Origin of the sequence: Salinimonas lutimaris, assembly GCF_005222225.1 — a bacterium.
Classification (GTDB): domain Bacteria; phylum Pseudomonadota; class Gammaproteobacteria; order Enterobacterales; family Alteromonadaceae; genus Alteromonas; species Alteromonas lutimaris.
Window position 1 is genome coordinate 1,275,635 of the sequence record NZ_CP036536.1, and the last position, 22,026, is coordinate 1,297,660.

The 22,026-nt window shown below is 48.1% G+C and carries 18 protein-coding genes; 12 read left to right on the forward strand and 6 right to left on the reverse strand.

Translation table 11 applies throughout. The features are described from left to right. Window positions 1-269 precede the first annotated feature (269 nt). Both EZV72_RS05360 and EZV72_RS05365 read left to right on the forward strand, forming a co-directional pair. Window positions 270-1,154, forward strand: a complete 885-nt coding sequence (locus tag EZV72_RS05360; RefSeq protein WP_137166273.1) for an XrtA system polysaccharide deacetylase — start codon at window positions 270-272, stop codon at window positions 1,152-1,154. Between the two features lie 995 nt (window positions 1,155-2,149). Further along, the gene (locus tag EZV72_RS05365) at window positions 2,150-2,446 is read left to right on the forward strand and encodes a GIY-YIG nuclease family protein (protein ID WP_137166274.1); all 297 of its coding nucleotides are present in this window, start codon (window positions 2,150-2,152) and stop codon (window positions 2,444-2,446) included. A gap of 768 nt (window positions 2,447-3,214) precedes the next feature. Here the strand turns inward: EZV72_RS05365 and EZV72_RS05370 are convergent. Genes EZV72_RS05370 through EZV72_RS05385 form a run of 4 tightly spaced genes read right to left on the reverse strand, consistent with a single transcriptional unit; the run spans window position 3,215 to window position 7,713 of the window. Next, a complete protein-coding gene (locus EZV72_RS05370; protein WP_137166275.1) occupies window positions 3,215-4,222 on the reverse strand; it encodes a GNAT family N-acetyltransferase in 1,008 nt (335 codons plus the stop codon). Then, complete coding sequence (locus tag EZV72_RS05375; RefSeq protein WP_137166276.1) at window positions 4,222-5,514, reverse strand: FemAB family XrtA/PEP-CTERM system-associated protein; 1,293 nt, start codon at window positions 5,512-5,514, stop codon at window positions 4,222-4,224. The genes EZV72_RS05370 and EZV72_RS05375 overlap by 1 nt, the downstream gene beginning before the upstream one ends. 7 nt (window positions 5,515-5,521) lie before the next feature. Next, a complete protein-coding gene (locus EZV72_RS05380; RefSeq protein WP_137166277.1) occupies window positions 5,522-6,727 on the reverse strand; it encodes a DegT/DnrJ/EryC1/StrS family aminotransferase in 1,206 nt (401 codons plus the stop codon). Beyond that, window positions 6,706-7,713 (reverse strand): glycosyltransferase family 2 protein, encoded by a 1,008-nt coding sequence (locus tag EZV72_RS05385; protein WP_232364515.1) that lies wholly within the window; start codon window positions 7,711-7,713, stop codon window positions 6,706-6,708. Before EZV72_RS05385 ends, EZV72_RS05380 begins: the two co-directional genes overlap by 22 nt. Window positions 7,714-8,100: 387 nt before the next feature. On the opposite strand from EZV72_RS05385, the gene xrt reads away from it, so the two are divergent. From xrt to EZV72_RS05435, 10 genes are all read left to right on the forward strand, one after another. Further along, window positions 8,101-9,555 carry an exosortase gene (xrt, locus tag EZV72_RS05390; protein ID WP_137166279.1) on the forward strand — a complete coding sequence of 485 codons (1,455 nt, stop codon included), beginning with the start codon at window positions 8,101-8,103 and terminating at the stop codon, window positions 9,553-9,555. Beyond that, window positions 9,555-10,643: a glycosyltransferase gene (locus tag EZV72_RS05395; RefSeq protein ID WP_137166280.1), complete on the forward strand. Its 1,089-nt coding sequence runs from the start codon at window positions 9,555-9,557 to the stop codon at window positions 10,641-10,643. The genes xrt and EZV72_RS05395 overlap by 1 nt, the downstream gene beginning before the upstream one ends. Window positions 10,644-10,656: 13 nt before the next feature. Continuing rightward, window positions 10,657-11,772 carry a glycosyltransferase family 4 protein gene (locus EZV72_RS05400; RefSeq protein WP_137166281.1) on the forward strand — a complete coding sequence of 372 codons (1,116 nt, stop codon included), beginning with the start codon at window positions 10,657-10,659 and terminating at the stop codon, window positions 11,770-11,772. Then, a complete protein-coding gene (locus tag EZV72_RS05405) occupies window positions 11,773-12,810 on the forward strand; it encodes a glycosyltransferase (RefSeq protein WP_137166282.1) in 1,038 nt (345 codons plus the stop codon). Then, window positions 12,803-13,774 (forward strand): glycosyltransferase family 2 protein, encoded by a 972-nt coding sequence (locus EZV72_RS05410; RefSeq protein WP_175405051.1) that lies wholly within the window; start codon window positions 12,803-12,805, stop codon window positions 13,772-13,774. The genes EZV72_RS05405 and EZV72_RS05410 overlap by 8 nt, the downstream gene beginning before the upstream one ends. Beyond that, window positions 13,771-14,511 carry a sulfotransferase family 2 domain-containing protein gene (locus tag EZV72_RS05415; protein ID WP_137166284.1) on the forward strand — a complete coding sequence of 247 codons (741 nt, stop codon included), beginning with the start codon at window positions 13,771-13,773 and terminating at the stop codon, window positions 14,509-14,511. Before EZV72_RS05410 ends, EZV72_RS05415 begins: the two co-directional genes overlap by 4 nt. Window positions 14,512-14,571: 60 nt before the next feature. Further along, entirely contained in the window at window positions 14,572-15,699 is a 1,128-nt protein-coding gene (locus EZV72_RS05420) for a glycosyltransferase family 4 protein (protein ID WP_137166285.1), read from the forward strand. 266 nt (window positions 15,700-15,965) lie between these two features. After that, window positions 15,966-17,615 carry an ABC transporter ATP-binding protein gene (locus EZV72_RS05425; protein ID WP_175405052.1) on the forward strand — a complete coding sequence of 550 codons (1,650 nt, stop codon included), beginning with the start codon at window positions 15,966-15,968 and terminating at the stop codon, window positions 17,613-17,615. A 3-nt stretch (window positions 17,616-17,618) separates the two neighbouring features. Beyond that, complete coding sequence (locus EZV72_RS05430) at window positions 17,619-18,488, forward strand: glycosyltransferase (RefSeq protein ID WP_137166287.1); 870 nt, start codon at window positions 17,619-17,621, stop codon at window positions 18,486-18,488. Continuing rightward, window positions 18,466-19,404, forward strand: coding sequence for a glycosyltransferase family 2 protein (locus EZV72_RS05435; RefSeq protein ID WP_137166288.1), 939 nt, complete (start codon window positions 18,466-18,468; stop codon window positions 19,402-19,404). The genes EZV72_RS05430 and EZV72_RS05435 overlap by 23 nt, the downstream gene beginning before the upstream one ends. Before the next feature lie 59 nt (window positions 19,405-19,463). On the opposite strand, the gene EZV72_RS05440 is transcribed toward EZV72_RS05435, so the two are convergent. Continuing rightward, window positions 19,464-20,450: a polysaccharide deacetylase family protein gene (locus tag EZV72_RS05440; RefSeq protein ID WP_137166289.1), complete on the reverse strand. Its 987-nt coding sequence runs from the start codon at window positions 20,448-20,450 to the stop codon at window positions 19,464-19,466. Between the two features lie 14 nt (window positions 20,451-20,464). Continuing rightward, entirely contained in the window at window positions 20,465-21,622 is a 1,158-nt protein-coding gene (locus EZV72_RS05445) for a carboxylate--amine ligase (protein WP_137166290.1), read from the reverse strand. Window positions 21,623-22,026 lie beyond the last annotated feature (404 nt).

The following is a 22,026-nucleotide window of genomic DNA, read 5'->3' on the forward strand; positions in this document are numbered from 1 at the left end:
TTGCTAACTTGACATCCTGTTGAGATGCGTCCATGCCTGTTGCATAAGCGTAGTGTTTTTAGACAAGCAACAGAAATTCGGGCTCTTCGGCACCAAAAGTATATAGGTATTAAGCTATCATATCCGATAGAATAAGCCCATAATTCGTTTTAGTACCCGGGTATAACGGTAGAGCGTGTAAAAACGATCTTTTATTCCTGAAATTTACTATAAACGGTATTAAAAATTTTGCCTTGAAAAGGCGGCTAATAAAGGTTGTATAGTTATTTATGTCGAACGTTAATGCGATGACAGTCGATGTGGAAGAGTATTTCCAGGTCGAGGCTTTCGCCAAAGATATTCCAATCAGCGAATGGACTGGTTACGAATCGCGGCTTGGACTGCAAATGGACAAGTTACTGCAAACTTTTGCAGACAATAACGTCAAGGCAACCTTTTTTACGCTGGGCTGGATTGCGCAAAATCACCCGGACATTCTAAAGCGAATCATTGCCGAAGGTCACGAGATTGCCAGTCACGGCTTTATGCATCAGCATTTGTCTAAGCAAAACGCAGATGTATTTTTTGAAGATATCACCAAAGCCAAAGCGTTGATTGAAGATATCACTGGTGTAGAAGTAAAAGGCTATCGCGCTCCCTGTTTTTCGATCAGTGCTGATAACGACTGGGCTCACGACTTAATTGCCAAAGCGGGTTATCAGTACAGTTCAAGTAGTTACCCGATTAACCATGATCTTTATGGTGTGCCTAACGCGCCCAAAGATGCTTATCGTTTATCTAATGGCCTGCTGGAGATACCTGTCACAACGGCTAAGTTCGGCAATAAAATTTATCCGGCCGGCGGCGGTGGCTATTTCCGTTTGCTACCTTTCTGGCTATTTAACTATCTGTTCAATAAAGGTCAGACCGATCGTATTGCAAACTTTTACACCCATCCGTGGGAGTTTGACCCTGAGCAGCCAAAAATAGAAAGTAATTTCAAATCCCGGTTCCGTCACCACGTGAACCAGAAAACAGCGCTGCAGAAGCTAACCAAACTGTGTGCAAAGTACGAATGGACCAGTATGGACAAAGCATACCTGAGCAAAGAGCACCCTGTACTGGGCGACTGGCAACAAGTCGCCAACGGCCAGTTTCTGACCACCGCAGTGTAATACCGCTACAAGCGGTCATCCACCATATTCTGTTATCCCCGAGCAATCGGGGATCTCATATTTATCGTCATCCCCGATGAACCGGGGGATCACCCATTCACCGTCATCCTTGAGGAATCGGTGATCTCCTCTTTACCGTCATCCTTGAGGAATCGGTGATCTCCTCTTTACCGTCATCCCCGAGTAATCGGGGATCTCGCGAACAGGCTGGCTGATTTAACACAGCCTTGAACCGAGATAGTCACGTACCCAGGGAGATCCCGGATACCGCTATGCGGTTCCGGGACGACGGAAGGGGTAAACATCTTTGAACCAGAGTAGTCACGTACCCAGGGAGATCCCGGATATCGCTCCGCGATTCCGGGACGACGCGTAATTGTGGTCATTCACAACATTTCGCTATCCCCGATCAATCCGGGAATCACCAATTCACCGTCATCCCCGAGTAATCGGGGATCTCGCGAACAGTCTGGCTGACCCAATACATCGTTGAATCAGAGCAGTCACGTATCCAAGGAGATCCCGGATATCGCTCCGCGATTCCGGGACGACGCGTAATTGTGGTCATTCACAACATTTCGCCATCCCCGATCAATCCGGGAATCATCAATTCACCGTCATCCTTTAGGAATCGGTGATCTCCTCTTTACCGTCATCCCCGAGTAATTGGGGATCTCGCGAACAGACTGGCTGACCCAATACATCCTTGAACCAGAGTAGTCACGTACCCAAGGAGATCCCGGGTACCGCTCCGCGGTTCCGGGACGGCAGAAAGGATATACATCCTTGAACCAGAGTAGCCACGTACCCAAAGAGATCCCGGATATCGCTCCGCGGTTCCGGGACGACGCGTAGTTGTGGTCATTCACAACATTTCGCCATCCCCATAACAACAAGGGATTTCCGCCCACCTCTCAAACCTGTCCTGAAACACGTCTTCACAACATGCTAAAACTTTAGGAATCTATACCTTTTGAATCTTATAGGGTAGAGACGTGAAACAGCCAGCTGTCTACATCTTATCCAATGCCCGCAATACTGTGTTGTATGTTGGCGTCACAAGCGATATCAGTATGCGGATAGAAACCCATCAAAATGCAAAAATGACTGGTTTTGCGAAGCGGTACAACCTTTATAAACTGGTGTACTTTGAATACATAGATAGCATGGAACAGGCTATTGTAAGGGAAAAACGCCTCAAAAAATGGCCGAGAAAATGGAAAGAGGAGCTAATTGATAATGTTAACCCCGGCAGAAACGATATTAGCCACCTGATCGATCCAGTCTATTGATTATCTTATTTACTGTCATTCACCACATTTTGCCATCGCGGATGAATCGGGGGATCACCCATTCACCGTCATCCCTGAAGAATCGGGGAGCTCCTCATTACCGTCATCCCCGAGAAATCGGGGATCTCGCGAACAGTCTGGCTGATTTAACACAGCCTTGAACCGAGGTAGTCATGTACCCAAGGAGATCCTTGATACCGCTGCACGTTTCCGGGACGACGGGTAATAAGGGTCATTCACCACATTCCGTCATCCCCGAGTAATCGGGGATCTCGCGAACAGGCTGGCTGACCCAATACATCTTTGAACCAGAGTAGTCACGTACCCAAGGAGATCCCGGATATCGCTCCGCGGTTCCGGGACGACGGTAGTGGTAAACATTCTTGAACCAGAGTAGTCACGTACCCAGGGAGATCCCGGATATCGCTCCGCGATTCCGGAACGACGGAAGTGGAAAACATCTTTGAACCAGAGTAGTCACGTACCCAGGGAGATCCCGGATATCGCTCCGCGATTCCGGGACGACGCGTAGTTGTGGTCATTCACCACGTTTTGCCATCGCGGATGAATCGGGGAATCACCCATTCACCGTCATCCCTGAAGAATCGGGGAGCTCCTCATTACCGTCATCCCCGAGTAATCGGGGATCTCGCGAACAGGCTGGCTGACCCAATACATCTTTGAACCAGAGTAGTCACGTACCCAGAGAGATCCCGGATACCGCTGCGTGGTTCGGGATGACGACTAACAGGCGATTAAAGGAAAAGATTAGCTGTTACGCGACAACCACATCTTGCTCAACAGCCGTTTCTTGATATTCATTCCATATTGACCATGAATAAATACACCGGATGTGTCTTTAAACACATTGCCCCAGTCGGCTTTATAGCTTTCTTCGCCGCGTAAGAAGTCGATGGCTTCTAATGCCAGATTAGGCATGTCAGAAATAATTTCGTGTAACAGAATAATGCCCGGAGACAGGTTTCTTTCATCGTCGCTGGTGACCGGCACGTAATAATACAGATAGTCGTCGTGAACAAACCCTAAGTGTGCAGCCAGAAACGCCCCGTCTTTTTTAATACAGGCAAGGTGCAACTGGTCTTTAAACCCGGCCAGCAGTGACAGGGTTGCCTCGCGGTGCTGGGCATCTGTCAGGCTGTTGGCTCCATGGCGGGCGGCGCTCTGATCCAGTACCCAGTTTATCAAGGCTTCATCAAAACCATATTGCGTATGTATCTCAATGGAGCCAGTCTGTTCCAGCTTACGTTTACGGCGGCGGGCTTCCCGGGCCACTTTGGCTTTTACCGGCGCCCCCTGGAGGCGGAAGAAGGTTTGCTGCCAGCTCTGGCAGGCTGCACTGCCGGATAAATTCAGCAGCGCATCGCGTAACGCCATATCCGGGTACTGAAGTAGCAACGGATACGCCTGATACTGACTACGCTGAATATAACCGTGCATCGCGCCCAGAATGTCGGCCACCGGATAGGCTGAATCACATAACAACATCTGATAGTCAGTAAACCGCTGGCATAAATGACTCAGCACAGGCAACGAAAAGCGCTTCGACAATGGCTTTACTACCAACGGCAATATGCCCACGCACTTATCCGCCATCCAGGCGCTTACCATAACCGGCGGCTGGCTATTCAGTGACGCCTGATAAGCACACCAGTCATAACTGATAAAAGGAGAGGCCTTTGTTTCTTTTTGTAATGTCAGCCATGCACCACGCAGGCTGTTCAGGGCAGGCAGACCCTGTTCAACTTTAATTAGCATCAGGGCAGCTGCCGGGCCACATACGGGCCGATAATTTTAGTCAGCCATACCGGCAAACGCTGCCACACAGCAATGGCCATTTTAAATTTAGGATTATCAGGGTTAAGTGAGTCACCGCCCGCTTCTTTGCTGAAGTTGTACCAGTAATACTGCTGCGGCTCAGCCCCCCACTGCTTTTTGAACCGGTAAGTACCGGCGTCCTGCGTAGAACGGCCAAAGTCAAACCAATGCATTTTACGGTCAATAGAAAATTTGAGTATGCGGTCGTACAACCACATATTCATGTTCATGCTATTGGCTTCACGCAAGGTGGAAGCCCAGGGAATTTCCATCATCTTGCCGTGCTCTAACAAAAATCCTGTCGCCACCGGTTTATCGTTGATGTAGGCCACTGCAATGTGACACTGCTCAGGCATCGCTTTTAACAAAGCTTCAAAAAACGCCTTGCTGTCTACCGGGGTGCCCAGATCACGCATATTCTGGGCAAACACATCATAATAGTCGTCTAATAATTCAATGCCGCCAATACGCAGGCGAGGCTGATAGGTATCGCCTTTTTTTACCTGGGCCCGAATCTTAGTGCCAATTTCTCTATCAAACTGTTCGTAGGTATCTGGCATGGCCCGTAGCATCGACACCTTTTTGGTCGATGCCTCAAATTTGCCTTTGGCCAGCGTACGTACCTCAATATATTTGATGTCCTCTTTTTTGCTTTCGGTATCACATACCTCAAGTAGTGCATCAAACACGTTGGTAAACCGGGTTAACGGGCCGCCATAATTGAAAAACGGTAAAGAAACCGCAAAGGTGCCCATCAGCGGGGTGACCATAAATATCAGCGGCAAGCCGCCAACAATCTGGTCCTTATCATTTTTTGCCAAAAGCAGCTCAGCACTGGCGTGCGGCTGGGCGCGCAAAAAGTCCCACACTGCGCGGCTGTGATACACACTGGCCTGTTTATGCTCAGCCACAAAGTGCCACCAGGCATCCGGAATCGCATCGGCGGCTATCCGGCTAACCGAAAAGTCGCCCTGAAATGCTTCTTCAGGTGCTGCGAACTGGCCGGGTAGAACCCTCACCGGGCTAGCGGCTTCTTCGTCTTCGTTCTGGGCTTTTAACAGGCGTTTTTGCTCGGTTTCCAGGTCTTTCACCCGGCTACTCACCTGCTGCATTTGCTCTATTAACGTAGCATGCTCGGCCGACCCGGACTCAACCTGTTTAAACTGACGGGCGATCTGGCCTTTTTCCGCTTTCAGCGATTTAAGCTCACTTTTTACTGCTTCGATATCCATGGGCTTTCTATAGTTGGGAAGTCTCAGCCTGGGGACGTTCCCCAAGCCACTGGCGGTGGGTATCCAGAATGTGAATCATACGGCGCACATGCCGGGGCTTTACACCTTTATGTACAGGCAGGGTTAACAGGCAGTCGGCCAGATTCTGGCTAACCGGCATGGCAAACGGCGTTTCACATTTGCCGGTCACCCCATCAATGTCTTTTAAGGCTTTGCCGTACATGGGCGATGCGCCAAGGCCCGCTTCGTTGAGCGTTCGTAACAGGTTTTCACGGCTGGCCGGTGTTTGTGCAATCAGTGGCAGGCGCAGTAAACGTTTATCCTGAGCCTGCTTACCCCATAATACCGGCACCGCTTCCTGCAGGCTGGTCTGGGCCTTGTTGTTCTGGCGCAAATAGGCCAGTACTGCCGAGGCAATTCCCTGTTGTTTACCTGGCGCCATCAGCTCAACCCGCTCCAGTGCATGGTACTCTGTGGCACCCAGATTAATACCGGGCATCCGGGTGAGCGCGCCATACGCTACCGGATGACAAATTGTATTAAACAGCCGGCCTTTGATCGCTGTTATCCTGGCGTTGTCTTCCTGGTGCGGTAGGTTGGTCAAAAATCCGTCAATCCGGGCCTGGTTCCAGGCAAGTAAACCACCACCGAGCATATTCACCGGTTTTCCGCGCCCCAGAGAGGTAATGAAAAAGTCAGCCTGATGAGTGTTGTGCGGCAAGGTATAATTGTAAACCGTGGCAATATTGCGATCGCACCGCACCTCAGGAAACCACTGTGCGTTATCTTCAATCAGGCGCACCTGCTCACCGGTTATCTCACGAATAGCCGCCAGATCCATGCTCAGGCCAAACAGCGCCGGGCAGATAACAGCCTGAATATCATCGGCGATTTCACGTAACTGCGCCAGGTTAAACTGATAACGGTCTTGTTCAAGATCGATTAATACTGGTGTGGCATTAGCAAAATGGCAGGCGGCCACCAGGTCAGGGCAGCCATAACCGGGTACCACAACCTTAAAGTGCGTATCAACAGGAAGTTGCTCGCCCACCCAGCTAAGAATCTGGCCAAGGGCAGCGGTACCACTGTTCACGGCAATATAGTCAAAGCCCACAAATTGAAGCGGGCTGAGCGAATAATCGCTGGATAAAGGCGGGAACGGCGTTCCCACCGGAGGTAACTGGCTCCAGATCATCGTGCAGACGGCTGCCATACAGTCATACGTTTACCCGACAGGAACTGAATACCGGCATCGAGCAGGGCAATATTCACCTGCGTAAAGAAGTAGATAATTTTGGCCCACGATTTATTGCGCAGAGATTCAGACCAGTGAGCGGCCAGGGCAATACCATAAAAAGCCAGCTGGGCAACATAAGCAAAGGTATAAAATCCGTCGCCTTCACCCATGCAAAACGGAGTGATGACAAACAGGGCGGCCAGCGTCCAGGGCACAGTCCAGCGCAGCAGCTTGTGGGCAAACACCTGATAGGCAAACAGGCCGAATTTACCCGGATTAAGCACTTCAGGGTGGCGTTCAAGCGCGGTCATTCCACGGATCACAGTGCGGATTTTACGCGCATACTCTTTGCTCGGGTCGGCCAGGTCGGTGTAAAAGCCCAATACATCCGGTGCTGTAACCGCTTTATACCCGGCCCGGGCACAGTTCAGCGCGGTGTTAAAGTCGCTGGGCGAGTGAATATCCCACTGCTCACATACTTCAACCCGGGCGGCAAAAAAGGAGCCGCTTAACCCAACCAGACCGGCCAGACGGGATTCCTGTTTACGCAGCCACATTTCGTATTTTACGTACGCACCTTCACCGGCCACGCTGCCTTCTTTGCTTACAAAGCGGTCTTCGCTGGAAATCGCTCCCACATCCGGATCATCAAAATAACGCACCAGTTTTACAATACCATCCGGCTCGATACGGGTTGCCACATCAGAAAACACAATAATGCCTGCGTCCACGGTTTTAATCGCGGTCAGCTGCGCGTTCTCCTTACCCAGGCGCTCTTCTGCACGAACCAGGCGTACATTTTGCTCGGCATAAGACTGCACAATGGCATCGGTTTCGTCAGTAGAGCTGTCAGAAGCAACCACCAAACTCAGCTTGTCATCCGGGTATTCAAGCTCCAGTGAGTTTTCAATTTTTTCTTTGATTCGCTTTTCTTCGTTGTAAGCGGTAACTATCAAAGTCACATGAGGGAACTCCTGCACGTCGCCGGCAGCAGTTGTTTTAACTGAAGACCCCTTGAACTTGTTTAACAACAATAGGGTAAAAGGGTAAATAAAATAACTAAATACAGAAAGTAGTAGTAGAATCCAGAATAAAAACGTCATATCCATTCGTCTGTTGACAGCCTTGGTGTTGGTATTACTTTACAGGCTATTTTTGATTATGTACAAGCGTCAGCCGTGCAGCTGAACAAATATTTTCCATTACAATTTTAGTGCTCAAGTGGCACTGGTTGCACTAGAATACGTAAACGGTAAGATAAAGCTCAATATCACCTTAAGTCTAACGCCCGGTTTTTTGAAAAATGCAGGCTAATGACAGTGCCGGTAGTAACAGGAATTTAGTCATTCATGGAAAAATCAGGTTTTTTATCGTCAGTCAGCTGGAAAGTGCTGGCTGTCATCCTTATTGGTATTGCGGCGACCGGCCTGGCCGTTCCCGATACCTACCAGACTCTTCACCAGCTGTGGACCAAAAATAACGAAACCTACTCACATGGGTACGTGCTACTGGCATTCACCGTTTATGTGCTGGTAACCGACAGCCGCTGGCAAACCTTCCGGCCAGCATTCTGGCCCATTCCGCTGGCACTGGGTGCCGGGGCGGTGTGGATGGCCTCCAATGCGGTTCAGATCATGATGTTTCAGACCTTGGTGCTGCCTGCGGTGCTGTGGTGCTTACTGGCCTCAATGGTGGGCTTTAAAAGCAGCTTGAAAACACTGGTGCCAGTATTGTCGCTGTATCTGGCGCTGCCGGTGATGGACATTCTGGTTACCCCGTTACAGGACTTAACCACCTGGGTAAACACGCGCATGATTCATGCAGTGGGCATGACTGCATTTATCGATGGCTATGATATTCACATGCCATACGGTGTGTTACGCATCGCTCACGGCTGCGCCGGGCTTAATTACTTGCTGGCCGGTACCTGTCTGGGCATCTATTACGCTTATCTGAATCTGCAAAAGTTATCCCTGCAATTCAAAGCCGTGGCGCTGATTGTGCTGTTATCTATTGTCGGCAACTGGATTCGCGTATTTCTTCTTATTATGATTGGCTATGAGTCAAAAATGGAAAGCGAGCTGGTTTACGACCACGGCTTTTTTGGCTGGGTAATTTTTGCGGTGCTGGCGGTGGGATTTTTCTTTTACGCCAAACGTCTTGAAGCCCAGGACAGTGAATTTACCGCTTCCAATCAGGGCGTTGCCTTACCGCTTAACGCTAAAATGATCAGCGCCATTGTTTTATCACTGGCGGCCTTCCTGGTGCTGCCTTTTACGTGGAGTCATCTGAACAGCCAGGCGGGCACCGCCACTATGCAGGTGAATGTGCCTGACGCATTCAGTGGGCTACGAAAATCGTCACGCAGCCTGGATGAGGCCGGCGCGGTTTACCAGGGAAGTGATCATCACAGTATTCGTACCGGCCGTATTGCCGGTTATCCGGTGGCGCTGGTTACTGCCAGCTACCGTACGCAGAAGCAGGCCAAAGAGCTGATTTATTATGCTAACCGGCCGGCCAAAGGGCTGGGCAAGGTCACTACACTTAGTGGCCCGGGTTATATCGTAAATACCGCTCAAACCCGTAATGGCCAGCGGGTGTTCTGGCTGTACCGGGTGGGGGAGAGCCTGACCACCACCGACATGCAAACCAAACTGGCACAGCTGAAGCAGGTGTTCAGTACCCCGGTTGCCAGTGCGGTGATTTTGCAGGTTAACTGCGGGCGTGACTGTGACAACGCGAAGCAGCTGCAACAAGCGCTGGAACCCCAGCTCGCTGCTCTTGGCCAGGTTGAGGTACGCTGATGCGCATTATGCATATTGCCTCGGGAGACAAATGGGCCGGGGCAGAGGTACAGGTGTGGACATTGTGCGCTGAACTGGTACGCCAGCAGCATGAGGTGCATGCGGTCATTATGAATCCCGGACGACTGGCCGGTGAGCTGGAAAAAGCCGGGGTAAAGGTCACCATACTGGATGAAACCCAATACAGCTTTTGGCAACTGCTGGGCAAACTAAAAGCAGAACTGCGCCGGGTTTCCCCAGAGGTAGTACATACCCATCGCCAGAAAGAAAATATTCTGGGGGCGCTGGCCAACCGCCTGACTATTAACGCAAAAAGTTTTCGTACCGTGCACGGTGCGCCGGAGTTTGCTCCTAGCGCCAAACAAAAAGTGCAGATAGCCATGGACCAGTTCTGTGGTAAGTACCTACAACACGGTGTCATCAGCGTAGACAGCGAGCTGACTGAAAAACTCAAAGGCATTTATCCGGCTGGCAAAATCCATACGATTGCAAATGGCATTAGCACTAAAATTGTATGCGAAGATGCTGCTAGTAATAAAGTTGAACCTTTGAATAAAGCATTCGTACATATAGGTCTGGTTGGCAGACTGGAACCAGTGAAAAGAGTGGATCTATTCTTGCAGGCTGCGGCCTTGCTAAAGCAGAATGCGTCGTTAAATCACAGTTTCGTCTTTCATGTCTTTGGCGACGGTTCGCTGGCGGATAATCTGAAAATACAAGCGGCAGAAGCGGGCATCAGTGAACAGGTTATTTTTCATGGTCACACTGACTCGGTCCGGTCCTGGATTGCGCAGATGGATTATTTAATGATGACCTCTGACCATGAAGGCCTGCCCATGACGGCACTGGAGAGCCTGGCGCTGGGTACACCAATGATTGCTCATGCCACCGGCGGCTTAAAACCGCTGTTACAGCAGGCGTTTCCTGAAGGGCTGGTTTACCAGCATTCTGCGCAGGGGTACTATGAAGGAGTGCTTCGGGCATTGAAGCAGCCTGACGCTTCTGCAGGGCAAATAGGGTTACCAACTGCTTACGAAGCCGCCAATAATGCAAAACAATGTGTTGCTGTTTACACACAGCCTATATAACTAAGAGATAATAATGAAACCAGGCGTTTTGCTTGTAGCCAACTGGAAATCAGATGTGGGGTATGCGTGGTGGCTGATGGAAAGCTACTGGCGGGTGATCTCTGAAACACTATCTGACAAATATACAATCTATCTGGCGTTTCCAGAACTGAATGAGGTGCCGGAAACGCTCAAAAACGGCAAAATTAAATTTGTAGAATTTCCATTTTATAATGTCAGTCAGGATCTGTCCGGCTCTGTGTCATTTATTAAACAGCACAATATTGAAGTGCTGTATTTTACTGATTTTCGGTATGCCAGCCCGCTGTATCTGCGTTTTAGAATGGCCGGAGTGAAACATATTATCAATCATGATCATACACCGGGTCACCGCACTACACCTACGGGATTAAAACGATGGCTGAAAAAGCTGTATTTTAATTTGCCTTTGCTACGCGCTGATAAAATCTTTGCAGTTACGCCATTTGTTAAACAAAGAGCACAAAATACCGTGCAATTAAATGCTGACTATTGTGCAGTGATTCCTAATGGTATTTACCCTTTAAAAGGCAGCCAGCAGGCACCGGCAGAGCGTGATGACGTCGCGGCTTTAAAATTGGTGTCTGTATCCCGGGTATCAGAATACAAAAATCTGAGTTTTATTGTGGCAGTTATCAAACGTTGTGTAGAGCGGGGACTGACAAATATACACTGGACTCACTATGGTGATGGTCCTTACATGAACGGCCTGCAGCAAGAAGTCACCAAGGCCGGTTTGCAAAACCATGTTACTCTGGCCGGAAAAGTGCCCAGCGTTGATAAATTATTAGGCCAGTATGATATTGGTTTTCAGTCTTCTCGTGGTGAAGTTGGCTATTCATTGTCTATTCTTGAGATGATGCGCGCCGGCCTGCCTGTTCTGGCTCCGGATAACCCTTCCGTATGCGGAGCCACAGCCCATGGGAAAACCGGCTACATTTACCGGGAAGATGATGTGAATGACGCTGTTGAGGGCGTGGCACAATATTATCAGCAGCCCCCGCAGATTCAGGCTCACGGCGCTGCTGCAATTGATGTATTCGGGGAAAAGTACAACCTGCACAACACCCACGACGTGTTGAGAAAGGAAATTAAAAAGGTTATTGCGTAAATGAAAATACTGTTGTTATTTCCTCATCCAATTAAGCCAACTTTTGAAGCGATCGACAAAGGTGACATGCCTCGCGAACGCCTGTACGGCTTTTATGAGTTAATGAAGGACCCGCAATATACCATTTACGACTCAGATTCCCGCTTCGAGGGAACCGCAGACAAAATTGCTGCTAAATTCAGGGCCTATGGAGCAAACCCGGTAGATCATAAAACGCTGGCAAAAATAGCCAAAGTTGATGTTATCGTGGTAAAAGACAACGTATCTTCAATGGTAAGCCTGACGGCGCGTTTGCTGGGTAAGCCAGTCATTTATTACGATTCATTGTTTCCTATTCCTAAGTGGGCAATTAAACGCTTTTTTCTAAAGCGTTGTCTGGCATCGTGCCAAAAAGTAGTTGGCTATAATTATCAGCAGGTTGAAGATTACGAGCGCGAGTTAGGTGTACCGCTTTTACAAAAGTACAAGCACCTCGATTTTCTGCTGGATGAGACCTTTTATAATAAGGTGTATCAGCAGGCACCGGAACCGCAGGAGCGTGGTTACATACTGAGTATTGGCAGAGACGTTGGCCGGGATTTCAAGACGCTGATTGAAGCGAGCAAGCGAACAGGACATAAAGTGAAACTGATCACGTTGCCTTATTTGCTTACCGGTATTGAGTTGCCTGACAATGTAGAAGTGCTGCAAAATATCAGCTATGAAGCGCTATTTACCCTTTATAAGGGAGCAAGTGCCGTGGTGGTGCCATTAAAACACAACCTGTCCTATGCCTCGGGTATACGCGCCATTATGGAAAGCCTGGTACTGAGCAAGCCGTCGGTGGTGAGTGAAACGCCTTTCGTCACAAACAATTGTTTGGATTATCCAAATCTTATCCCTGTACCACCAGAAGATGTGGATGCAATGGAGCAGGCGATTGAGCAGGTATTTGCAGATCTGGACTCGCCCCGTGATTATCAGAAATCATTGCCTGCCTACGAAAAAACGCATCAGGAAATCAGTCAAATGCTAAATGAAATGGTGGGCCATGGCTGAGCAAGTCCACACTGATATTTTAGTCAGCGTAGTGATGCCCTGTTACAACTACGCCAGCTACATCGCCGAGTCTGTTGCCAGTGTAAAAGCGCAGACCGAAACCCGATGGGAGCTTATTATTGTTAACGATGGCTCTACGGATAATACCGAGCAGGTGCTTAAGGCCTACGAGGACGATCCTAAAATTACGGTAGTCAATAAAGCGAATGGCGGCGTTTCGTCAGCCCGAAATTACGCTTTGCAGCAAGCTCAGGGGAAGTATATTGCGTTTCTTGATGCCGATGATATCTGGCATCCGGAAAAATTGGCTCGCGTAGTAGGTGAAATGCAAAAACACAAGGCAGTGTTTGGAAGTTCTGATTTCACCCGGTTTTCAAAAAACTCAGACAATTTTGGCCACTTTCTCGATTATTGCCGTCAGCTAAATCATCTAAAGGGCACGCAGGAAGCCGTCGTTTATGCAGAGCCTTTATCTGTTTTCTGTAGCTCACTGGAAATGCCCTGGTATCCGTCAGCAAATATTGTTCAGGCTTCTGCATGTAAGGGCTTGTTGTTCGACGAGTCCATGAAGCTCGGTGAAGATCTGGATTTTTTCCTGAAACTATGGTCTCTGGGGCCCGCTGTATTTGTGCCTCAGCCATTGCTCAAATTACGGGTTCATGACAGCAATGCCAGTAAAGCCAGTACGAACCACCCCTTATTAGTGGCGCAGCGCTTTGCCCGCCACCGCTTGTGGTTAAGTCATCGTGATGACTCACTGCATTTGCGTAAGGCGTTGGCCCTGCGTGAAGCCATGATTCTTGGTATGCGTGATTTGCTTGGCACTGATGCGCCACTTTCACAGCAGGACAAAGTCTGGCTTAAACAGCAGTATCGCCAGTGGCTATTTAAAAAAGGGCTGTCGGTGACGCAGCGACTCAAACTGATTTACAACGCACTATACTTATCGCTGGGTAAAGCATGAAAAAACTCGCCAGACAGCTGTACAAAAAGTGGGTGTCGGAAGAGCTCAGGTATCGTATCTATCTGGCACGAAATCCGGATGTACGTAAAGGGTTGCTTCAGGAGGGCGTTGAAACCAGTAAGGCTACATTTTCGCTTAAGCCTTATCTGGACAATAACTGCCTGTTTATACATATCACGAAAACAGCCGGCATTTCACTGGCAACCGGACTGGCTGGTGCACTTCCCACTCATGCACGGGCATGGCAAATCCGTATCATAGTCGGTGAAAAGGCGTTTAATGAAGCGTTTAAGTTTGCCATTGTGCGTAATCCCTGGGATCGGCTTTATTCATCGTATAAGTATATCCGTCAGGGTGGGTGGAATGACTACGACAAATGGTACAGAGACAAGTATGGCCTGGCCGATGTCTCGTTTGAAGACTTTGTTTTAAAGCGGCTTAATCCGGCCATGCTTGATGACCACTTACATTTCTGGCCACAAAGCGTGTTCGTTTATGATAAACAAGGCCGCCTGCTGGTGGATCATCTGGGACGGTTTGAGAATCTGGCCGATGAGTATCGCTTCTTGCAAACCAAGTTTGCCAATTCCAGCGATTTAGAACACCTGAACTCATCAGCTAAAAACAGCTATATGGATGTATACACACCGGAAATGGTGGAAAAAGTCGCCAGTCTATATCATCAGGATATAACCAACTTTGGTTATAGATTTGATAACAGCACTGAACAAAAATAAAAGTGAGCCGGATACAAAAATGGTCGTATTCAGCCGAGTATTAACAGGATTACAGGTTTTATGAATAAAGTGCTGGTTGCGGTAAAAAAAGATGAGGGCGTGCTTAGTCCGTCAGAAACTTTTTTACGCCTGCACATTACCCGGGTTAGTGGTGTTGTTGATGGGCTGATTGGTAACCCGGGAAGACGTCGGTTCCATTATTCCGGTAAACCCTTGATGCCGGAAAACATCGTCTATAAGGTGGTTAAAAATGTAAGTCGTGGTGTGTTTGGGCAAGACAATGCGTTCTCCGATAGCCGTGTGCTGGCTCGCTACCTTACTGCTAACAATATTGATGTGGTACTGGCTGAGTATGGGTCAACCGCTGTTGAGGTGATGGAAGCCTGTAAATTGGCAGATGTAAAACTGGTGGCACATTTTCACGGCTGGGATGCCTATGCCGATGAAATGCTAAACACCTATCAAAATGATTACCAACAGTTGTTTGGTCAGGCTTCTGCTATTATTGCTGTGTCCAGGCATATGCAACAACAGTTAATTAAACTAGGCTGTGCACAGGATAAAATAACGGTAAATCCGTGTGGCGCTGATATTGATGCGAGCCTTGAGCGAACCGGTCAAACAGAGCAGATACGTTCTTTTATTCTGGTAGGCAGACTGACGCCCAAAAAAGCGCCTTTAGTCTCGCTCAAAGCATTTCACCGGATTGTAAAAAAGCAGCCTGAGGCGCGCTTACATATTGTTGGTGACGGCCCGTTAAAAGCTGAGCTGGATAGCTATATAACTGAACATGATTTAAGTGATCTGGTTATTTTTCACGGCGCACAGAATCACGATTATGTAATCAGACAGCTACAACAAAGCGACTGTTTTTTACAGCACTCTGTGGTTGCACCCAACGGTGATCACGAAGGAACACCGGTATCTGTACTTGAAGCCATGTTGTTGGGATTACCCACCGTTGCTACCCGTCATGCGGGTATCAACGATGTCATCACTCATCAACAAACTGGTTTTATGGTAGATGAACATGACATTGACGACATGACTGCTCAGATGCAGTTTGTTATGGATAACCCGGAAACCGCATTTGCAGTAGGGCAGAGAGCCCGTCAGCATATTATGGATAACCATACTGCAGCGATAAATATTGCCAATATTAATGCGCTGCTGGCTAAACTAAATTAATAAAACGCTCAGTATTAGCGCGTGATAATATTAATGCGCAAGCAACTAAATTTACCCCGTCCTTTGGACTGTTTTGAGAGATTAGAAAGTGTATGCTTAGTCATATTAAATCCCTGTTTTCGCTTTTAACTAAGCAACAAAAAAGACGTATATATCTACTACAGGTTCTGTTTCTGATATCTGCTGTATCTCAAATTGCTACAATCGGCAGTGTTGCGCCTTTCATTGCGTTAATATCTACACCCGATATTCTGGAAACCAGTGAGATGTTCGGCTATATCTATGAGCTTTCACCGGCGGAAACCTATTATCAGTTCCTGATTTTTTACTCGGCAATGGTATGTGTAATTATATTTTTGGGTAATCTGATTTCTGCTGCCGTTCTCTGGTATTCGCTGCGTGTTACCATCGACACCGGTGCAGAGTTGCAGCGCCGACTGTTTCGTCAGTATATGGCAAACCAGTTTATTTACTTTATGCGTAACAGTGGCAGCTACATGATTGCCAAGATAAACGGGCAAATTCCTCGTATTATCTATATGGTGCTTCAGCCACTGATGCAACTTATCTCTCAGTTTTTTATTGTCACGCTTATTATAGTGACATTGTTTGTTGTAGATCCCGTCCTCTCCTTAATCACTGCGTTAATCGTAGGGTGTATCTATTTTGTAATTTTCTTTACCGTACGAAAGAAAACTATGGAAGCAGGTGAGATAACAACAGAAGTAAACGAAAAAAAGTTGGCTATCTTACAGGAGAGTATTAAGGGGATTCGTGACGTAAAGCTTTTGCATGTGGAGTCCTGGTATGAGCAACAGTTAGACGAAACCACTCGCAAAGGTCTGGGCGCTAACTCTTATGTTGCGTTAGCCGGAGATTTGCCTCGTTTTATTGTAGAAACCGTTATCTTTCTGGCAATTATTGGCCTGGCGTTATATTTGTTGTTAGCAAATGGGTCTACATCTTCTATTGTGCAGACACTAAGTTTTTACGCGATGGCGGGTTACAAGATACTTCCGGCTGCTCAGCAAATGTACAAATCTGTAACTACCCTCAGAACACACACTAAGGTTGTGGACAAAGTAAAAGACGAGTTTGAGGCATCTGCAAAAACTGCTATTTACGATGATCATGATACAGCCTCTTTAGCGGGAGAGCGGTTAGCTTTCTCAAACCAGCTTTTAATGGAAAAAGTCACTTACACTTATCCGGGTGAGACGCAACCGGCTATCAAAAACCTGGATATGACCATTAATGCCAATAGCCTGGTAGCCTTTGTTGGCGAGTCGGGTGCCGGTAAGTCTACGGTAGCTAATCTTGTGTGTGGATTAATCTCTAACGGCAGTGGTGAGATTACTATTGACGGTATACCACTTGAAAACAGCAATGTGCGGGCCTGGCAGCGCAATATTGGCTACATTCCACAAAGTGTATTTTTGATTAACGACACCATTACTAAAAACATTACGTTTGGTATTCCTGACGACGAAATTGACCTTGAACGAGTAAAAGTCGCCGCTAAAAAGGCCAATATAGATGCCTTTATCGAAACGCTACAAGACGGTTACGAAACGGTCGTCGGTGAAAATGGTGATTTGCTGTCGGGTGGTCAGAAGCAGCGTCTGGCTATTGCCCGGGCTTTGTACAAGAACCCCAGTGTACTGATTATGGACGAGGCAACCAGCGCGCTGGATAACATTACAGAGCGTAATATTCTGGCGGAAATTCAAAAGCTGTCTAAGTCGATGACCGTTATCATGATTGCGCACAGACTCTCTACTGTTGAGCACTGCGACAATATCTTTATTTTTGGTGAAGGTAAGGTGGCAGAGCAGGGCACTTATGACGAACTGCTGGTGAAATCTGCTTACTTCAAGGAGCTGGTATACGGTAAAGACCAGTCGGTACAGGCCTGATTTATGATATCTGTGGTAATTTGTACCTATAACCGGGCCGATGCGCTAAAGCAGTGTCTGGCATCGTTTGAGCAGATTGATTACGCCAACCCCTGGGAGCTGGTTGTGGTGGACAACAACAGTAGTGACCATACTGCCACGGTGATTGAACAGGCCAGAGTTCAGTATAATCTGCCCATAAAAATGGTGTTTGAACAGCAGCAGGGGCTGGGGTATGCCCGTAATGCCGGACTAAAAGCAACCCAGTACCCAATTGTGGCTTACACCGATGACGACTGCTATCCACAGGCTGATTACCTCAGCCAGATCGAGCACAATTTTGCTAAACACGATATTGGCTTTGTGGGGGGGCGGGTGCTGCTGCATGACCCAACCGATCTTGAACTGACCGTGCAGTTTTCTACTGAAACCGTATTTTTCAGCCCTACTAGCTACATGCGGGCCGGGGTTATTCACGGCGCCAATTTTGCCTTTAAACGAGAGCTACTGATTGCCGCTGACGGATTTGACCCGAACCTTGGGGCGGGCTCACCGTTTAAAGCCGGTGAAGATACTGACTTGCTGACCGAATGCCAGCGCCTGGGCGCACAGGGCAAATATGCGCCTGAGATTGTGGTGTCACATCATCACGGGCGTAAAACTCAGGCAGAATTTGACAGCCTTATGCACTCATACGATATCGGTCGGGGCGCTTATTATGCCAAACGGTTATTTTTCTGCTCTGGCCGCCGGCTCAGAACAGCTAAATACTGGTTTTACTGTATTCGACACCAGCCCTGGGCAATGACGAAAACCGAGTTAAAGGCGGCCTGGCAGTATATTTCACGCAGAATGAAGAATCAGTTAGATTATGCACCCAAACAGCTCTCCTGATGCCCCCCTGGTGTCGGTCATTATCACCACCTACAAAGGTGCCGACACCATAGTAAAAGCGGTTAGCAGTATTCTGGAGCAAACCTGGCAACATACAGAAGTGATAGTGGTTGACGACAACGGGTTTGATACCCCTGCCCAGAAGCAGACGCGCGACGCACTCTCTGCACTGTCGGATGCACGGATTGTGTACCTGCCACATAAGCAGAACAGCAATGGGGCAGTGGCCCGTAATACTGGCATCTCCGCTGCTCGGGGCCAATATATTGGTTTTCTGGATGATGATGATCTGTATTTACCGGAGCGAATAAGCCGCTCGGTAGGATTTTTACAGGAGCATCCCCGCCTGGCCGGACTGTGTGTGGCGGTAGAGGTGCATTATTCGGCGCAGCACGTTGTGACTGTGCCTATGCACAAACCCATCACCGCTGAGCGCATGCTGGTGGATGAGATGAGTATTGGCACCGGAAGTAACCTGTTCTTTCAGCGCCGTATTTTTGATGACGGACTACGCTTTGATATCGCGTTTCGCCGGCATCAGGACCTGGAATTTATGCTGTGTGTATTGCGTAAATACCGAATTGGTAACCTGGATACTGTACTGGTGGTTAAAAAAAGTAACAGTAACAGCAATATTCCAAACTACCAGAACTTCAGGGCGGCGAAAATGATGTACCTGAATAAATTTCAGCCTGAAATTGCGGCGCTGTCTTCTGCCCAGCGACAGATGTTTTATAAAACCCACTTCAGGTTACTACTGGATATTGCAGAGCAGGAAGGCAAACCTCAAAACATCCGCACTGCCTACAAAGATTGTGTGAGACACCGGGTGTTTTATATCGGAGATATGATAACGCTGGTATTAGGGCGCAGCCGCTATCAGGCGCTAAAAAATAAGCTGACAGGCAAGCGCTAGCCTGCCGCTTTAGTTAAGTAAAGTATAACCTGAGCCATACAAAGGTGAGCAAATTCGGCTTAACGAAATCCTGCCAGTTTAGCCTTAAACTTCATCGGGGTGTTACTGATATCATCGTGCACCCCAATTCGAACCAGTTTGCTCACGTCTGAGTTGTTGGTGTTAATACCGCGCATAGTGGTGACCGCACACTGATAGTGTTTTTTCACCATGGCATGGGCCTGGGCAGAAAAGTCGCCATTAGGAAAGCAAAATGCTTTTATCTCAACGTTATTGGCCAGCTCCAGCTTTTGTTTGCTGCCAATAATTTCTTCCTGTAATAACTCTTCGGATAATCCGTTGACTAATCGGTAATGACGGCGTGTGTGGCAGCCTAATTCAACGCCATAATTTTTCATCGCGTACGTTAGCTGCGCCTGGCTGATCATCTCTGTTTGAGTATGCTTTTCCAGCAACGGAGCTAATGGCTTTAAGCGTTTGTAAATATCGTCATCGCCATAATGCTTTAAACTGTCTATCACTGATGCTGCGGCATCACGGGTTAGCGGTAGCCGAGGAATGGGGCCGGTTAGCTGCATCAGGGCATGCCAGGAATTATCCGGCTTTAGTCCGGGGGTTAGCAGCAGGCGCAGCACCTTGTTAGGCCAGAATGGCGCCGGCATATTTAAAAAGTCGCTGACCACAAACAGGGTAGACGGAAATTCATACTGTTTAAGCACCGGAAAAGCAAACTGATAATTGTCCAGCCAGCCGTCATCAAAGGTAATTGCTACCGCCACCTGAGGGCGTTCTTCATCGCTCATTGTCACCCAGTCTGATGCCAGTACCACAGGCAACTGCATATCATTAAGCATCCGCATGTGCATAGCGAAGGTATGTTCGCTGACCACCATGCCAGGCTCTTCAAACTGATAGCGGTTGTCGTCTTTTGGCAGCACCCGGTGATACATCAGCACAATCAGCTTTTTGTCACCTTTTTTTATGCTTTGCCAGCCAATAGTGCTGGCATAACCGCGCATCAGAAATTTTAAAAACGGCTTTATCATTGTCTATCTGCTAATTAAAAATAGTGCTTAAGCTCGTACCAAAACGGGCCCATATCATCCATACGGTTTATTTCATGGCGGCGACCAGACAAGCGCGGAGTTAAAAACGCACCAACAGCACAAAGTTTGTCTTGCGTACTGAGTTGCTGGTCTTTCAGCTGAATATAAAGATTATCCAGATCGCCAAGCAACCAGCGAAGCTGCACACCTGGTGTAAAGCCCGGGTGTGCGTCAAGCGTGGCATACTCGCCATCAAACAGGAGTTCAGGAAAGCTGACACCGGCATCAATGGCCAGCTGCAAAGAGCCCCACAGGCGGGTGTTGATCTCCATCAGATAGGGCGTACCGCTACTGTCTACCTTAAATTCTACCATAGCTGCGCCATGCCAGTGGGCGGCGTCGAGCAAAGCCGTCGCATGCGCTTTCATTACCGGGTCTACCGGTGCGCTTTCGCTAAGTACACTCACCCCGCCGCTAGGCGGTTTTTCCCGTAGGCGGCGATGCGCAAAAAAGGCTTTTGCCTGACCTTGCTGGTAATAACAAAATACCCCTGCACCATGGCCGTCAATGAACTGCTGTACCATAAAGGCATAACCATCAAAATAAGGCTGACTGGAGAGGGTATCACGCATTTGCGCTTCGTTATGCACAATGTGTACCTGCGTGGCAAGCCATTGGTTATTGACCAGTACTTTAGACAGCGCTGGTTTTAATACACAGGGAAATACAACGTCTTGCCAGTTTATTTCATCGCGGTGTTCACAGTACTGGCTGTGCGGTACAGGTACACCGAGCTTTGTGGCCAGGTGTGTCAGCTCGGTTTTATTGCTCAGCTGTAATAGGGTACTCAGGCTGGCAAAGGGCAAACGGCAATCGGGCAAGCTGCTTTTGTGTTCTGCCAGGGTACGGCTGGTGACCTCTGTCACTGGCAACAAAAAGTCGATGCTGTATTGCTCAATAACATCGCTTACCCAGCTTACAAATGCGGCTGCATCCTCGGTTGGGTCCGGACATTGTAAATAGGCATGACTGTACGCAGAGCTTCCGGCCAGCGCCATAGGCAGACTGTCGCAGGTATATACCACAATATCACTGCGCTTACCCAGCGCTCGGGTAGAAGCCAGCGCACTTCGCTGGGCGGCATCAAAAATTAGTACAACGCGTTTTTTCATATACGATTATTTATTGTCCGTTGGCGTAATAACAGAACTGGCGTTAAATATTGATTTTATTTACTCAGTATGGTGCTACAAGGTTAAGTATGGCCAGAATTAGCTCTTTACGATGGTAGCGTGTAATACTTTAATTTTATACCTATAGTTCATGCGCATCTCTATTCATAATACATTTTTTATTTATACATAAACTCACAAAAAAGTATTGTATATTGGTGGGCTAAACTTGAACTCAGCACGTAGTGTGGTTAGCTGGCGCATCATTTGCTAGTGCCTGCCACAATGGCAAATATTATAAGCTGCATCTTTTGTTGTATGCAGTATGCAGAGATGTATTTGCTTGTTATCCTATTCTTTAGTCACAAAACATCGGGAAGTTTGTTGGCACATGCCTGACACGC